Annotated in this window: 14 protein-coding genes and 1 tRNA gene; 10 read left to right on the forward strand and 5 right to left on the reverse strand. The window is 66.3% G+C overall.

Going from position 1 to position 15,690, the window contains the following annotated elements; translation table 11 throughout:
- The first annotated feature begins 2 nt into the window (after nt 1-2).
- Complete coding sequence (gene trkA / locus JRZ79_RS19845) at nt 3-1,346, forward strand: Trk system potassium transporter TrkA (protein WP_205252052.1); 1,344 nt, start codon at nt 3-5, stop codon at nt 1,344-1,346.
- Entirely contained in the window at nt 1,343-2,890 is a 1,548-nt protein-coding gene (locus JRZ79_RS19850) for a TrkH family potassium uptake protein (RefSeq protein WP_205252053.1), read from the forward strand. Before trkA ends, JRZ79_RS19850 begins: the two co-directional genes overlap by 4 nt.
- Here the strand turns inward: JRZ79_RS19850 and JRZ79_RS19855 are convergent.
- Both JRZ79_RS19855 and JRZ79_RS19860 read right to left on the reverse strand, forming a co-directional pair.
- Nucleotides 2,887-4,563: a potassium transporter TrkG gene (locus JRZ79_RS19855; protein WP_205250925.1), complete on the reverse strand. Its 1,677-nt coding sequence runs from the start codon at nt 4,561-4,563 to the stop codon at nt 2,887-2,889. The two genes, JRZ79_RS19850 and JRZ79_RS19855, sit on opposite strands and share 4 nt — an antisense overlap.
- A 102-nt stretch (nt 4,564-4,665) precedes the next feature.
- Nucleotides 4,666-5,076 (reverse strand): hypothetical protein, encoded by a 411-nt coding sequence (locus tag JRZ79_RS19860; protein ID WP_010903260.1) that lies wholly within the window; start codon nt 5,074-5,076, stop codon nt 4,666-4,668.
- Between the two features lie 88 nt (nt 5,077-5,164).
- Here JRZ79_RS19860 and JRZ79_RS19865 point away from each other — a divergent pair, with 88 nt between their 5' ends.
- From JRZ79_RS19865 to JRZ79_RS19885, 5 genes are all read left to right on the forward strand, one after another.
- Nucleotides 5,165-5,815, forward strand: coding sequence for an adenylate kinase (locus JRZ79_RS19865; protein ID WP_010903261.1), 651 nt, complete (start codon nt 5,165-5,167; stop codon nt 5,813-5,815).
- Nucleotides 5,816-5,878: 63 nt separating this feature from the next.
- The gene (locus JRZ79_RS19870; RefSeq protein ID WP_205252054.1) at nt 5,879-6,751 is read left to right on the forward strand and encodes a DUF106 domain-containing protein; all 873 of its coding nucleotides are present in this window, start codon (nt 5,879-5,881) and stop codon (nt 6,749-6,751) included.
- A 55-nt stretch (nt 6,752-6,806) separates the two neighbouring features.
- Nucleotides 6,807-7,385 carry a (d)CMP kinase gene (gene cmk / locus JRZ79_RS19875; RefSeq protein ID WP_010903263.1) on the forward strand — a complete coding sequence of 193 codons (579 nt, stop codon included), beginning with the start codon at nt 6,807-6,809 and terminating at the stop codon, nt 7,383-7,385.
- A 1-nt stretch (nt 7,386) separates the two neighbouring features.
- Nucleotides 7,387-8,292, forward strand: a complete 906-nt coding sequence (locus JRZ79_RS19880; RefSeq protein ID WP_205252055.1) for an RNA-guided pseudouridylation complex pseudouridine synthase subunit Cbf5 — start codon at nt 7,387-7,389, stop codon at nt 8,290-8,292.
- A 52-nt stretch (nt 8,293-8,344) separates the two neighbouring features.
- A tRNA-Pro gene (locus JRZ79_RS19885) sits at nt 8,345-8,415 on the forward strand.
- Nucleotides 8,416-8,899: 484 nt separating this feature from the next.
- Here JRZ79_RS19885 and JRZ79_RS19890 read toward each other — a convergent pair.
- From JRZ79_RS19890 to JRZ79_RS19900, 3 genes are all read right to left on the reverse strand, one after another.
- A complete protein-coding gene (locus tag JRZ79_RS19890; RefSeq protein WP_205252056.1) occupies nt 8,900-10,702 on the reverse strand; it encodes a pentapeptide repeat-containing protein in 1,803 nt (600 codons plus the stop codon).
- Between the two features lie 205 nt (nt 10,703-10,907).
- Nucleotides 10,908-12,518: a methyl-accepting chemotaxis protein gene (locus JRZ79_RS19895; RefSeq protein ID WP_205252057.1), complete on the reverse strand. Its 1,611-nt coding sequence runs from the start codon at nt 12,516-12,518 to the stop codon at nt 10,908-10,910.
- Nucleotides 12,515-12,850 carry a hypothetical protein gene (locus JRZ79_RS19900; protein ID WP_010903267.1) on the reverse strand — a complete coding sequence of 112 codons (336 nt, stop codon included), beginning with the start codon at nt 12,848-12,850 and terminating at the stop codon, nt 12,515-12,517. The genes JRZ79_RS19895 and JRZ79_RS19900 overlap by 4 nt, the downstream gene beginning before the upstream one ends.
- Nucleotides 12,851-13,001: 151 nt before the next feature.
- Here JRZ79_RS19900 and JRZ79_RS19905 point away from each other — a divergent pair, with 151 nt between their 5' ends.
- Genes JRZ79_RS19905 through JRZ79_RS19915 form a run of 3 tightly spaced genes read left to right on the forward strand, consistent with a single transcriptional unit; the run spans nt 13,002 to nt 15,680 of the window.
- Nucleotides 13,002-13,787: an MOSC domain-containing protein gene (locus JRZ79_RS19905; RefSeq protein WP_205252058.1), complete on the forward strand. Its 786-nt coding sequence runs from the start codon at nt 13,002-13,004 to the stop codon at nt 13,785-13,787.
- 56 nt (nt 13,788-13,843) lie between these two features.
- Nucleotides 13,844-14,815, forward strand: coding sequence for a hypothetical protein (locus JRZ79_RS19910; RefSeq protein WP_205252059.1), 972 nt, complete (start codon nt 13,844-13,846; stop codon nt 14,813-14,815).
- A 25-nt stretch (nt 14,816-14,840) separates the two neighbouring features.
- Nucleotides 14,841-15,680 (forward strand): HtlC, encoded by an 840-nt coding sequence (locus JRZ79_RS19915; protein ID WP_010903270.1) that lies wholly within the window; start codon nt 14,841-14,843, stop codon nt 15,678-15,680.
- Nucleotides 15,681-15,690 lie beyond the last annotated feature (10 nt).

A 15,690-nucleotide genomic window follows, 5' to 3' on the forward strand; every position in this document is an offset into this window, starting at 1 on the left:
AGATGCGCGTGCTCATCGTTGGCGCCGGCGAGGTCGGGTCGAGTATTGCGGGGAGTCTCGCGGACTCGCATGAGGTCGTCGTCGTCGACAAGGACGCCAGCCGCGTGGAATCACTGCAGTACGACTGCGACGTGTTGGGGGTGACGGGTGACGGAGCCGATCTGTCGGTGCTCGGAGAAGCCGACGTGGCGGCGGCGGACATCGCCATCGCAGTGACCGACAGCGAGGAGACGAACCTCACCGTGTGTGCGACGGTGAAAACAGCCAGTGACGCGTTCACGATCGCGCGCGTCGAGCGGACGAACTACCGCGACACGTGGCAGTCAAACAAGGGCGCGTTCGGCGTTGATTTCCTGGTGTGCACCAACGTGTTGACATCGCAGACGATCGCGCGGATCGTCGGGCTGCCGTCCGCGCACGACGTGAGCACGTTCGCCGATGGACGCGTGGAAATGGCAGCGTTCAACGTGTCAGCGAGCAGTCCGATCGCGGGGCAGACCGTCGCGGAGGCCGACCGCTTCGACGAACTGACCTTTGTCGCTGTGGTCCCGACAGACACCGACGCCCCGGAGATCGCGAGTGGGGAGACGGTGATCAAGGCGGGCGCTCGCGTGGTGGTCGTGGGGACGCCGTCGGCGGTGCGGGCGTTCGCACAAACCCTGTGCGACGAGCCAACGCCCAGCCGGGCGGAGGACGCCGTCGTCATCGGCGGGTCGAAAACGGGCGAGCTAACACTGGGACTGCTCGCTGACAGGGGCGTGTCGTCGCGGATCGTTGAGATCGACGACGCCCGTGCCAGAGAGCTTGCGACCAACGTGCCGTCGGCGACGGTGCTCTCGCATGACGGCACTGATCCGGAGTTCCTCACACGCGAGCACGTCCAGGACGCCGACGTGGTCGTGGCGACGCTGGGTAGCGACGAGCGATCCCTACTGGCGGCGCTGCTGGCGAAGCGCGTGGGTGCTGATCGCGCGATCGCTGTCGTCGACCAACCCCGGTTCGTGGAGCTGTTCGAGGCGGTCGGCGTGGACGTCGCAGTGAACCCGCGGGAGGTGACCGCCGAGGAGATCACGCGGTTCACGCGCGAGCGCCGCGCCGAAAACGTCGCGATCATCGGCTCCAGAGGGGCAGAGATCCTGGAGGTCGAGATCGACGCGGAGAGCGTCTTTGCGGGGCGCACGATCACCGATGGTGTCGACGAGCTTCCCGCAGGGGTCGTCGTCGGCGCGATCACGCGCGGCGACGAGTTGGTGACGCCGCGCGGCGACACCGAGGTGAGAGTCGGCGACCATTTGGTGGTGTTCGTACAGGCCGACGCCATCGAAGACGTGACCGTGAGACTATGACGCTGCGAGTGGACTGGCGGGCGAGCGTGGCGCTCGTCGGAATGATCGTGAAGTGGCTGTCAGTGCCGTTGTTGGTGCCACTGGTGGTGAGCACGTACTACGGCGACGGTGGTGTTGCGGCGTTCGCCACGACGGCCGTGGTCGCGGTGGTGGTGGGGGCGGGCATGGAGCGCGTGGGCGACGTCAGCGATGTCGGAAGCCGCGAGGGGTTTTTGATGGTGGCTGGGTCGTGGGTTGCGGTAAGTGCGGTCGGCGCGCTGCCGTATCTCGTTGCGGCCCACGGCCTGCCCGGGGTGGCCGCGGCGAGCGCGCCCGGGTCGGCGCTCGCGAACCCCGTGAACGCGCTGTTCGAGACGATGAGTGGGTTCACCACCACCGGTGCGACCGTCCTTGACGACATCTCTTTTGAGACACATTCGCACGGAATTCTGCTGTGGCGCCAGCTCACGCAGTGGCTCGGCGGGATGGGGATCGTCGTGCTCGCGGTTGCGATCCTCCCCCAGCTGTCGGTTGGCGGGGCACAGTTGATGGATGCGGAGGCACCCGGCCCGGGAATCCAGAAGCTGACGCCCAGGATCGCGAAAACGGCGCGCGCGCTGTGGGTGGCGTACGCCGGCATCACCGTCGCCGAGATCCTCCTGCTGTACGGGTTGCACCGGTTCGGGTACGCGCCGGAGATGGGGGCGTACAACGCCATCGCGCACGGCCTCACCACAATGGCAACCGGCGGGTTCAGTCCCGAAGCACGCTCCATCGAAGCGTTCAGTGGGGTCGTGCAGTGGGTGATCGTGCCGTTCATGTTCGCCGCGGGGACGAACTTCGCGCTCGTCTGGCAGGCGCTCACCGGGGACATCACTGCACTCACAGAGGACGACGAGTTCAGGGTTTACGCGGGCGTCGTGGGCGTGTTCACCGCGCTGGTCGCCGGGCTGCTGTTCACCGGGCCGGGGCTCGAACTCGCCGGCAGCGCGGAAGCGTCGCTGCGCCACGCGGCCTTTCAGGTGGTGTCGATCGTGACGACAACGGGGTACGCCAGCATGGACTTCGTGGCGTGGAGCGCGCCCGCGAAATACGGCTTGTTCCTCGCGCTGTTCGTCGGCGGGAGCGCGGGCAGCACTGGCGGCGCGGTGAAGATCGTGCGGTGGCTGGTGATCTGCAAGAGCATTCGACGCGAGTTGTTCACGACGGTCCACCCGGAGGCGGTGCGTCCGATCCGGCTGGGCGGGCACGCGCTCAACGAGGACGGCGTGCGTGGGATGTACGCGTTCACTGCGGCGTACTTCGTGTTGTTCGTGCTCGCAACGGTGTTCATCGCTGTGGACATGACACGCGTCGCGGAGTCGCTAGTGGCGATCGAGGTGATGAGCGCGGTCGCGGCGACCCTCGGGAACGTCGGCCCGGGGTTCGGGGTGGTGGGGCCCATGGAGAACTACGGCGTGTTCACGAACGCCTCGAAGCTGGTGCTGGTGGGGTTAATGTGGGTGGGGCGGTTGGAGATCCTGCCCGTACTCGTGTTGTTCACGGGGTCGTACTGGCGGGATTAGGGGTCGAGGCCGGAGATCGCGGCGCGCGCGAACACCAACACGGGAATGATCTCCAAGCGCCCGATCCACATGTTGAACAGGAACATGGCTTCTGCGATCGGTGACATGTCCGGGCCGGTGATGCCCGAGGACAGCCCGACGTTACCCTGGGCGCTGGCGACCTCGAACAGGGCGTCCGCGTAGCTGAACGACGGCCCCGCGAGGTTCACCAACACGAGGCTGGTGGCGAACAGCAACACCACCCACAGCAGCGCCACGATGGCGGCTTCGCTGAACTCCTGTTCCATGGCGTCCCGATCGAGCGTGCGGCCGTCGATGCGCGCCGTGACGACCGCGTTCGACGGCAGGAACACCCGGGAGAACTGCCAGATGAACCCGCGAACGGCGGTGTACGCGCGGATGATCTTGATGCCGCCAACCGTCGAGCCAGCGGCACCGCCGATCGTCATCGCGCCGACAACGAGGATCTTCCCGCCGGCGATCCAGTTGCCGATGGGAGCCGACTGAAAGCCCGTGCAGGTGAGTGCGCTCACCCACTGGAAGGTCGCATCGCGGGCGGCGTCGGCCTGTGCGGGGGACAACACCGGAACGTCACCGATCGCGGGCGTCCACTGCGTGACCGCGTCGGGCGTCACGGGCACGGCGGCAACGTTCTGTGCGGCGAGCACGACGACGCCGCCGCCGAGGAGCACGAACAGCCACCGCGTCTGGAGGTCCCCGCGGAGCACACCGTGGTCGCGGTCGGCGAGCAGCCGGTAATGGATGGGGAACGCGATCGCGCCGGCGACCATGATGGGCAGCAGTGCCGCCTCGATCACGGGGGCGTCGTAGGTCGCAATGGAGTTGTCGGTGACGCTGAACCCGCCGGTTGTGAGCCCGGTCATGGTGTGGTTGAGCGCCTGCCAGGCGGCGTCCCACACTGGAAGCGCCGCGCCGTAGTCGCTGGCGCGGATCGCGACGAACAGCACGGCCACGCCCACGACCGTGTATCCGACGACGAGCTTCCAGACAGTGCGGACGGTGGACACCACGCTGGGGTGGATCTTCTTCTCGCGGGCTTCGCTGCGGTAGAGCGCGTAGCTGCCGGATCCGGGCCGCGCGAGGATGGAGACGGTGAGCACGACGACGCCGACGCCGCCCACCCACTGGGTGAGCGACCGCCACCACTGGATGCTGCGGGGCAGGGAGGGCTCGTGGATCGCCATCGTGAGCCCGCTGCCGGTCCACCCGCTCATGCTCTCGAAGAGCGCGTGCAGCGGCTGGCGGAAGTACGCCAGACTCGACAGGGTGGTGGTGTTGCCGACGCTGACGGCCGTCCAGGTGGCGTCGGCGGGCACGAACCGCGCCATGGCTGCTGGCGGCGTCAGCCACGCGGTAAAGAGGAACGGGAGCGCGCCGACGACCGCGATCGCGAACCAGCCGCCGGCCGCGATCACCATGCCGTGTTTCATCTTGGGGGCGGGGGCGTCCGCGAACCGGCGGCGCGCGAGCCCGCCAACGGTCGCGCTCAGGCCGCCTGCAAGCAGGAACCCGAGGGCGGCGTACCACTCCTGGAAGCCGGCGGCGACGAGCACGCTCGCGGACATCAGGCCCGCGGCGATGAGAACGAGGCCGCCGACGTCTCTGGCGATGGTGGCGAGGTCGCGTCTGCGGTTGGCGTTCGCGCGTGACATGCGTTGTGGGATGGCACCGCGGTGCGGATCGTGGCGTATGTCGACAGCGCGGATGGAAAAGTGCCCCGCTTGCGGTGGCGGCGGGCCTTGGCGGGGTACGGCTCAGATCTCGACGGCCCAGAGCTCGAAGTCGGCGGGCAGTCCGTAGACCGCTTGGAAGACGGTGTCGACGAACTGCCCGACGCGATCGTCGTCGGCGCGCGCGTCGATGCGGACGTTCGTGCCGGGTGATTCCTCGGCGGTGTCGGGCTCCACGGTGGTTCGGTCGGCGATGGTGAACGCGCCGTACCGGCTGAGCGTCGTGTGCAGCGCCTCCAGTTCGCCGTCCGTGCAGTCGAGGTTCAGCGTGCCGTCGGCGAACTGCACCCACGGCGGGAGGGATTCGGGGGTGTCGCTGGCGTCGGCCGCGGCTTCGAGGGTGCAAAACTGGCTGTCGCGGTCGCGGTGTGCGGCAACCGTGTCGGCGACGAGTTCGATGCGGGCGGCTTCGGTGTCGGCGTCGAATCGAGTCATGGTGGTGTTTGCGGGCGCACCCACAAAGCAGGCGGGGTGTGGCAACCGGGAACGACACGCCCTTAATCGGGGCCGGTGAAAGAACGCTATGAGCCATCCGAACGTACTGCTGTTGGGTGCACCGGGCGCTGGAAAAGGCACGCAGAGCCGTCGACTGGTCGACGAGTTCGGCGTCGAACACGTGACCACCGGGGACGCGCTGCGCGCGAACAAGACGAAGGACATCACCCACCTCGACGTGGAGTACGACACCCCGGGCGCGTACATGGACGCCGGCGAACTCGTGCCCGACGCGGTCGTCAACGAGATCGTCAAGACCGCCTTGGACGACGCCGACGGGTACGTCCTCGACGGCTACCCGCGCAACGAGAGCCAGACGGAGTACCTGGACTCGATCACGGATCTGGACGTGGTGTTGTACCTCGACGTCGACGAGGACGAGCTCGTGGGCCGGCTGACGGGGCGACGGGTCTGTGAGGACTGCGGGGCGACGTTCCACGTGTCGTTCAACCAGCCCGAGACCGAGGGCGTGTGTGACGCGTGTGGCGGCAGCCTCTACCAGCGCGAGGACGACACCGAGGAGACGGCCCGCGAGCGCATCACGGTCTACGAGGAGAACACGGCACCGGTCGTGGAGTACTTCCGCGAACAGGGCGTGCTGGCGGAGGTCGACGGTGAACGGACACCCGACGAGGTCTGGACTGACGTGGCGGCCGCCGTCGACGAGCGCACGGCGTAGCGTCGACGCCTGGGCCGGCGTTCCGTAAGCGATTCAAGCCGCCGTCGCTAACACGGCCACACGATGGCACGAACCGCGGAGAAAGTACAGTCGTTGGTTCGCGAGGACCCCGAGATGGCGACGATCCTCGAAGACCTCCTGGACCATGACGGCGACCTCCAGTGGCAGGACGTCAGCGACGACGTTTCGAGCGGCCAGTGGGGCCGCCTCCTGGAGAAAGACATCCTCGTCGAGGGCGACACGGGGTTCGAGGTCGGTGACCCCGACGGCGTCAAGGAGGGGCTTGCACCCGACGACGACGGCGACGACGACAGCCCCGAGGGCACGTCGTGGTCGACGTACGACAAGCTCGCGGGCGTCGGGGCCGTCGGCGCGATGATCGGGTACAGTTACTCGCCGATCAAGAACGCGATCGGCGGCACGATCAACGTCGTGTTGGGGCCCCTGGACTCGATCATGCCTTTCTACGTCGTGATCCTGGTGTTGGCGGTGCTGACTGGGTTGTACACGACGATCCTCCAGGCGAACCTCACGGACATGGAGAAGATGTCCAAATACCAGGAGCAAGCCCAGGAGCTCCAGGACAAGATGTCCGCGGCGAAAGAGCGCGGCGACGACGCCGCGGTCGAACGCCTCCGCGAGGAGCAGATGGAGGCGTTCGGCGATCAGGCCAGCATGATGAAAGAGCAGTTCCGCCCGATGGTGTGGATCATGCTGCTGACGATCCCGGTGTTCCTCTGGATGTACTGGAAGCTGGGCACGGGCACGATCCCGCAAAGCGAGCTCAACATGGTGTTGCCGTTGCTGGGTGAGATCGATCTCAACGGCGGCCGCGTGCTCGTGTTCCCGGCGTGGATCCTCTGGTATATGATGTGCTCGTTCAGCTTCTCGAACATCATCCGGAAGGCGCTGAACATCCAGACGACGCCCACGTAGCGCGCCGGCAGCCGCGGTTCAAAACCTCTTTGTCCCGGCCACCCCCAGGTCGGATATGTTGGTCACAATCTCCGGACCGCCGGGGAGCGGGAAAAGCACCGTCGCGTCGACGCTCGCCGATCACCTCAGTTACGAACACATCTCCGGTGGTGACATCTTCCGCGGGCTCGCGGAGGACCGGGACCTGACGCTCGCGGAGTTCAACGAGCTCGCCGAGGAGGACCCTCAGATCGATAAGGACCTGGACCGCCGCCTCCGGGAGACCGCCCGCGGGCGCGACGACATCGTCCTGGAGTCCCGGCTGGCCGGCTGGATGGCCGGCGAGTACGCCGACATCAAGATCTGGCTGGACGCCCCGATGAGCGTGCGGGCGCGCCGCATCGCCGAGCGCGAGGACAAGACGCCGGCGGCGGCCCGCGCCGAGACGGAGGCCCGCGAGGAGTCCGAGACCCAGCGCTACGAGGAGTATTACGCCATCGACTTCGACGACATCACCATCTACGACCTGTCGGTGAACACCGCGCGCTGGGGGCCCGACGCCGTCACGGACATCGTCTTAGACGCCGTCGACGCCTACCAGGCCGAGCGCGACGAAGGCCCAACACCCATTGAGAACGTCCGCTATCAGTTCTAACATGGGGATTCGACCGCCACCCGGCGAGCGCAGCCCGGCGGCAGTGCTGTCGTTTGGCGTCGTGAACCTGGACAAGCCACCGGGGCCGTCGGCCCACCAGGTGTCGGCGTGGATTCGAGACCTCGTGGGCGTGGAGAAGGCCGCACACGCCGGCACGCTCGATCCGAAGGTCACGGGCTGTCTGCCCGTGTTGACCGGGACCGCGACCCGGATCGCACCCGCGCTCCTGGAGGGGTTCAAGCAGTACGTCGCCGTCCTGGAGCTGCACGACGACCCGCCGCGCACCCTCCCGGACGTGATCGAGGCGTTCACCGGCGAGATCTACCAGAAGCCGCCGAAGAAATCCGCGGTCGCGCGCCGCCTGCGCACCCGCACGGTCTACGACCTCGACGTGCTCGACGTGGACGGCCGCCAGGTCCTGCTCCGGATCCGGTGTGAGTCGGGCACGTACATCCGGAAGCTCTGCCACGACATCGGCCGCGCGCTCGGCACGAACGCCCACATGGGGCATCTGCGCCGCAGCGCCACCACGCCGTTCGACGACACCGACCTCGTCACGCTGCACGACCTCGCGGACGCGGTGGCGTGGCTGCGCGACACCGACGACACCGAGCCGCCGGACGCACCCGCGGACGCGCTGCGCGCAGCGGTCCAGCCCGCCGAGCGCGCGCTCACGCATCTGCCGCGGCTCACCATCGCCGACTCGGCAGCCCACGAGGTCGCCACGGGTGCGCCGGTGTACGCGCCGGGCGTCATCGACACCACGGCCCTGCCGACACCGCCGGCGGATGGGGCGCTGGTGGCGTGTTACACCGCAGGCGGGACGGCGGTCTGCCTCGGTCGGCTGGTCGGCGATCCGGACGCGGACGCCGGCGTGGTCGTTGCCCTCGAACGCGTGCTCGTGTAGCCCGCCGCCGAAACGAAGGTCTTAATGGTGGACCGCGCCTCCACCCAGGTACGGGACCGTGGGGTAGCGGTATCCTCGGCGCATGGGGTGCGTCGGACTCGAGTTCGAATCTCGACGGTCCCACTCAAAATAAGGTCGGATTCCGGTGCCGGCGTTCTCACCGGGTTCGCAGTTCAGTTTTCGCGTAGCTACGACTATACACAAGTCGCGGCTTTATCAACGGGGTGGTAGGCGTGAGCGCCCCCACCGCAGACACCTCATATCTCGGAGAGGTCTGTGAATACTGCGGGTTCCACATCGACCACGAAGACAAACGCTACCCCGCCCTCGACAACGAGAGGTGCCAGCCCTGATGACGGGCTGTCTCGTCTCAATCCCGCTCAATCAGTGAGAGAGAGAGGTTTTACGCTGAATTCTACTGTCGGCAAAATCTTACGCTGTTCTCGAATACTTCGCCACCACAAGAGAACTTTCTCCAACGAGTTCGGATCTCACAGAACGATCTACTTGATCGAATAGTTCTGTGTCCCTTCCTGCGCCTCGGAAGCAGTCAACAAAGCCGCGACCCTCAAACCCAGAGGGTAACGCTTCGCACAAACGGCGGCCATCATCGTGTCGCTCGTCGCCCGAACACGAACACTAGCAGGGCGAGGAGAACCACGCCAGCAGAGGTCTCGGAAATGGCGAGAATCTGTCCGATTTGGCTCGCTGGCCGAAAGTCGCCGTACCCGAGCGTCGTGAACGTCATGGTCGAGAAGTACATCGCGTCGAAGAGCGAAACCGGTGGCAACGACTCAGTCGGGGCTTGAGCTGTAAGGTCCGGCTGAATTAAGTCGAACCAGTAGTAGAGGCCGCCACAGGAAAGCACGATAAGCGCAACCGTGGCGAGAACACGGTACGGGCTCTCCCCGTAGCGGGTGACGAGATTCGACAGCCATGAAAGTGCCCACGAGACGGGTTGCCGACTGTTCCCCTCGCCTTCGCCGCTTGAGAGGCGCTTTCGCTCCATGTCCTTGCGCCACGTGAAACAGGTGCTTGCGAGCGACGAGGCGGCGTTATCTTCGGCAAGCGATTCGAGCTTCTGGTACACCGTGGCGGCACGGGTGACATTGCTGATTTCGTCCTCGTCCGCTTCACAGTGTGGTTCGGTACGCGGGTCGTAGATGACGGTCTGTGGCTCAGCAAAATCCACCTTCGGTAGCCTGTTGAGATATCCGACCACTCGTCGGTGAGATACCCACCTGTTACCTCGTTCGACGAACGTGGTGGCGTGGCTGATGTGGGCGTCCCCGAATATTGCCCCATGGAGGCGGGCGTCCCTGAAGTCCGCTCCGTAGAGCTGGGTACGGGTGAGGACCGCGTTTTCGAGGTTCGCGCCAGTGAGGTCTGCGTCCCGGAGGTCCGCGCCAGTAAGGTCTGCGTCCCGGAGGTCCGCGCCCTCAAGTTCAGCGTTTTTCAAATTCCCGTTCGAGAATACGGCGTCTCGGAAAATTGCGCCATTGAGCTCGAGACCCTCGAAGTTCGCGCTGTCCTCGAAGGTCGCGTCCGGGAAGTTCGTGCTGTCCTCGAAGGTCGCGCCCGGGAAGCCCGCGAAGTCCTCGAAGGTCGCATCCGAGAAGTTCGCGAAGTCCTCGAAAGTCGCATCCGAGAAGCTCGCGAAGTCCTCAAAGGTCGCATCCGAGAAGCCCGCGCTGTCCTCAAAGGTCGCATCCAAGAAGTCCGCGAAGTCCTCGAAGGTCGCGCCCGGGAAGCCCGCAAAGTCCTCGAAGGTCGCATCCAAGAAGCCCGCGAAGTCCTCGAAGGTCGCGTCCGGGAAGTTCACGAAGTCCTCGAAGGTCACATCCGGGAAGTCCGCAAAGTCCTCAAAGGTCACATCCGAGAAGTTCACCTCGCTCCGAAATCGCATCTCTCGAAACCGGACCCGGTCTCGAAAAGAGACGGCCGCCACGTCACAGTCACCTTCAACCACGGCCCCAGCCGCGTCAAGCTGCGCGTCTACCTCCCGGATATCCCACTTCATCTCTCCAATCCGGGCGTGTCGCAGATCGATGGCCGCACCGTCTCCAATCCGTTCCCGGTCCAGATTGAGATTCTCGAACGTCGCGTCGATGAACCGCGCCGGTCGTCGTCCCTTACCCTCAACTACCTCGCGCTCACCCTGAACGATGGCGATGAACTCCTCAACGGGGTTGATTCCATTCGGCCGTTTCTCTTTCGGGAGATGAAAGATGCACCTATCTTCTCCGTCGTGTTCCTCAACGGCCTCGTGAGGGCAGCGCCACACCGTCTGGCCGTCGACCTCCTCCAAAATCTCGGCGTCATCCTCTGGGTCGACCTGGCACTCTACATTGTGTTCGCTCTCCCACGTTTCCGGATTGAGTGTGTAGCTGCACCGGCTCGCTTCTTTCATCCAACTGCCGGATCGTTGTAGCAGTGCTCCATAACGATGTTCCCTCAGGACAAGTGGATGTATCCTCAGAAGCGCCTATTTGAATTCTAGTTGAAGCGAAGAGATTTTGCGACCGCTTCGCGTACCGAGTGTGTCCTCTGTCCGTATCAAATCGGCCGTTTCAGCTTCAAGGAGTCGTCTGAATGAAGAAATAGCGCTAGGGGCGTCAGTCGTCGGCTTCCAGTTCCGGGTTCGTCGTGGCGGGTCGTGACGTGTCGACGTCCAGTTCGTAGTCGTCGCTGTCGACGGTGAAGTCAGTGAGGACGTCCTGGAGGGTGTCCGCGCGATCAACGAGGCGCGTGACGCCGTCGGTGACATCCGACAGCGACGCGGTCTGCTGTTGGGCGGCGGCGGAGACGCTGGCGGCCTCGGAGCTGTTCTGCTCGCTGATGTCCTCGATCTCCTCGATCATCGAGACGGTGGTGTCGGCGGACGCCGCCTGTGCGTCGGTCGCGTCGTCGATCTGTTGGACGGCTTCGTTGACATCGGTGACGTGGTCGCCGATCTCTTCGAGCGCGGTCAGCGCGTTTTCGACGGTTTCGGTGCCCGAGGAGACGGTGTCAGCCATCTGCTCGGAGTCGTCGACGACCGACTGCGTGGACGACAGGAGGTTGTCCACGAGCGTCTCGATCTCGTCGGTCGCCTCGTTGGTCTCCTCGGCGAGTTCCTTGACCTCCGCGGCGACGACGGCGAACCCGTCGCCGTCCTGGTCGGCGCGCGCCGCTTCGATGCTGGCGTTCAGCGCCAGCAGGTGGGTTTGGTCGGTGATGTCGTTGATGAGATCGACCACGCGGCGGATCTCCTGGGCTTCGGCGGCAAGCGCGTTGGCCTCCGAGACGACGGCCTCGGTCTCGGATTGGATGTCGGTCATCTGTGTGACCGCCGCGGCGGCGTCGTCGCTGCCCTGGCGGCCGCGGTCGGCGGCTTGGTCGGAAACGTCGGCGACCTGGCTGGCCGAGGCGGCGACTTCTTCGACGGCGCCGGACAGCGATTGGAGTTCGTCCGTTGCGTCCGCGAGGCGGGTGTGTTCGCGGTCGGTGCCGGCCGAGATCTCCTGGACGGATTCGGCGACCTGTTCGCTTGCGGCTTCGATTTCGTCGACGCTGGCGTGTATGTCGCGGCTGTTGTCGGCGACGTCGCCGGCGAACTCGCGGGTGCGCGCAACCATCTCCTCGAAGGTGGCGATCATCTCGTTGAACGCCTGCCCGACTTCGGTCATCGCGTCGCTGTCGCTGCTGGAGTTCGCGCGCACCGTGAGGTCGCCGCTGGCTGCCTTCTCCATGACCGAACTGTATTCGGAGGCTTTCTTCGAGAGCTGTGCGTCGCGTTCGGCGGCGCGCTCTTGGAGCTTGGCGGCCAGCGTCTCGGCTTCCTCGCGGGCGTCTTGGGCTTCGGCCTTGGCTTCCTGTGCCTGCGCGCGTTGCTCGTCGGCGCGGCGTTTGGCTTGTTCGGCGTCCTTGCGGCGGCGGTGGGCGCGTGCGTTTGACGTTTTCAGGTCTTCAACGATCGAGATCGTGCCGGTGGACGAGATGGCGACGACGCCGATGAGTACGGCCAGCAGGGACGTGCTGAACGCGTCCATGACGGGGCCGGCGACGCCGATCCATTCGAGCGCGACGACCCCCGTCCAGAGGAAGCCGAGCCCGCAAATGTACGTGTAGTTCACCCAGAAGCCCGCGATGTCAGTGGTGTCGCGGTAGGTCTGGATGCCGACGCCGATGGCGGCGACGTAGGCGGCGACGGCGATGACGTCGAACAGCACGATGAGGTGGTTCATTGGTCGTCACCCTCGGCGGCCGGGGCGGCGTCGCCGGTGGCTGCGTCGTCGGACTGGGGGTCGAGGATGGTCTGGCGGCGGTAGTAGCCCGCGACGAGGAACGCGATCCCGGAGCCCATGAGTCCGAGGGCGTGTTCGGTGCCGTTGAGCACGTCCCCGAGCACGATGTTTTCGAGGTTGGTTGCGAGCGTCGCAACGGCCAGCAGGCCGTATCCGACGACGAACCACCGTGATTCGGTCCGGTATCGCGCCACAACGGGAACGAGTCCGATGAGTGCGATGAGTGGGAGCACAGCCTTCGGCGGATCAAGCACCTCCAGGATGCCCATCATGAACGCAGTATTATGTGATGTGAGTGAATAGTGTGTCGGCCGTACACATCAGGCAATACAATCGCTCTGACAGGCGCTCGTGGTGGAAAAATGGGTTGGTGTGTCGGAGCCCACCCAACAGTTATGACGGTGCCAGGCGTGGCGCAAGGAGATGGCAGCCATCGCGGGACTGTACGTGTATCCGATCAAAGGCCTCGACAGCGAGCACCGATCGACCGCAACACTGCGAACCCACGGGCAACTACACCACGACCGGACGTTCACGCTGGTGGACTCCGACACGGGGTCGATCGTGACCGCGAAACGCCGCCCCGCGTTACACGCGTTCCGCACCGACTACGAGCCCGAAACGGGAACACTGGCCGTGACGGACCCCGACGGCCAGCGGGCGTCGTTCTCGCTTGGCGACGACGAGGGGCTGTCGGCGGCCGGCGACTGGTTCGACAGCCGGCTGGCAGTCTCAGTGTCGATGCGCAGCGATCCCACGGGGTTCGTGGATCGGGCAGACATGGGGCCGGCAGTGGTCAGCACGGCCACACTGGAAGCCATCGCGGACTGGTTCGACTCGATGACCGTGGCCGGCGCGCGGCGACGGCTGCGGGCGAACATCGAGATCGAGGGCGTGCCGGCGTTCTGGGAGGACCGGTTCGTGGGCGATGGTGCGCCGGCGTTCGAGGTGGGCGGTGTTCGCTTCGAGGGCGTGACCCCGTGTAATCGGTGCGTGGTTCCATCGCGGGACCCGGACACGGGTGAGCCGCTGCCCGAGTTCCGGAAAACGTTCTGTGCGAACCGCGAGCGGACGTTCCCCGAGTGGGCCGACGGCGACGCGTTCGACCACGAGTACGCTGCGATGATCCTGGCGCGGGCCCCCGACATCTCGGGGGGAGAGACGCTCGCAGTCGGTGACGGCGTTGCCGTCCTCGACGAGGCGGCGTGAGCGCGCCGGGAGCGGCGACCGAAACCGGCTTGCGTGCCCCGCAAGCACCCTCCGGCATGGATGCGACCGTCGCCGTCGTGCATTACCCGGAAGGGGCCGGCCACGCCACGCGGATGCTGGCGATCGCCCGCGAACTCCAGTCCCGGGGGGCGACCGTGGAGGTGGCGGGCGGCGGGCCGGGCGAGCGCTTCGCGGCGTTGCTCGGCTACGAGGAGTTCGTGCCGACGGCCGTGGACTTCATCGGCGATTACCAGGGCGCGGACGGCTCGCTGGCGGACGTGCTCACGGGAAGCGTGCCGGATGCCGTCCGTCGGGTGCGTGATGTCGCCCGGTGGCTGGGGCGGGTGGACGCCGACTGCGTGGTTACCGACGACATGTTCGCGTCGGTGGCGGCACTGCTGGCGCGTGTCCCCCAGTACGTCTGCACGCACAACACGCCGGGCTACTACGACGACCGCGCGGAGCGCGCGGGGGCCGCGCTTCTGACCCGCCAGCAGGTCGCCGCCAGCCGCACGTTCTTCTATCCGGCGGTCTGGCCGGCGCGGGCCGGTGATCCGCGCGGTGTCGAGCGCGTGCCGCCGCTGGCGTTGGACGTCCCCCTGGACGGTGCTGTGCCGGACGTCGACGTGTTGGTCTCACCGAGCACCTACTCCGACGATCTCGGCGCGGTCGCCGGGCGGCTGCGCGAGCGGGGGCGCAGCGTGACCGTCGTGGGCGGCGACGACTGGACGACCGTTCGGTCGATGCTGCCGGTGTTGCGCGAGGCGAGCGTTGTCGTCTGTCCGGGCTATTCGACGGTGATGGAGGCCGCCGTGGCGGGCACGCCGTGTGTGGTGTATCCGTTCACCAGCGAGCAACGCGGCGTCGCGGAGTTCCTCGCCGCGGGCGATGGATTCGCCGTCGCCACGACGCCCGACGAGGCCGTGGCTGCGGTCGCCCAGCCGCCGGCGGCGCCGTCGTTCCCCAACGGCGCGCCCGTGGTTGCGGATCGGGTCATGGGAGACCGTGCGGCGTGGCAAAAGACGTAAGCGCAGACCGTGCGAGGGGCGTGGTATGGCGACGATACCGTTCGGGATCTCGCGGCTGGACAGCCGCATCGGGGGTGGGGCACCGGAGGGCAGTGTCGTGTTGCTGTCCGGGGAGGCCGGCGCGGGGGCGCGGGAGTTCCTGTACACGGCGGCGATGATGAACGCGGTTGCGACCGCGGACCCCGAGCTGTTCGACCTGCATTACGGCAGCCCTCACGGGAGCGCTCGACAGCCCGAGGAGATCCATTACGTGTCGTTCACCGCGAACGAGGCGGAGTTACAGCGCGAGATCGCGTTCACGATGGACGAGGAGATCGTGGCGGCTGGCGCGGACGCCGTGACGTTCGCCGACCTGTCACCGGAGTACTTCCAGTTGAGCCCGGTGCCGCGGTCGTGGTACGCCGACAAACACCAGACCGTGCGCGATCTCGGGAACACCGGCGAGGACACGCGGGACGTACTGGAACGGTTCGCCGACTACCTCGACGAACACGCCAGCGGCAGCCTCGTGGTGGTGGATTCGCTGAACGATCTGATCGGGCGGCGGTCCTCTGACATGGCGTTCTCCGACGTGGTGATGACGCTGAAGGGACTGCGGAAGGCCGCGCGGGACTGGAGCGGCCTGATCCTGTTGCATCTGACGCGGGATGCGGTGCGCAGCGAGGAGTTCGGGAGCCTGATGTCGTCGGTGGACGGCACGGTGCAGTTCGCGTGGGAGAGCGGCGGCAACGAGCGGGTTCGAACGATGTTCGTGCGGGAGTTCCGTGGCGTGCTCGGGCGGCTCGAAGAGGACGACATCGTGCAGTTCGAGACCGAGATCCGTGACAGCGGCTTCGACATCAGCGACGTGCGGAAGATCAGGTAGGCTGCCCCGA

Source organism: Halobacterium sp. BOL4-2 (genome assembly GCF_016917835.2).
Classification (GTDB): Archaea; Halobacteriota; Halobacteria; order Halobacteriales; family Halobacteriaceae; genus Halobacterium; species Halobacterium salinarum.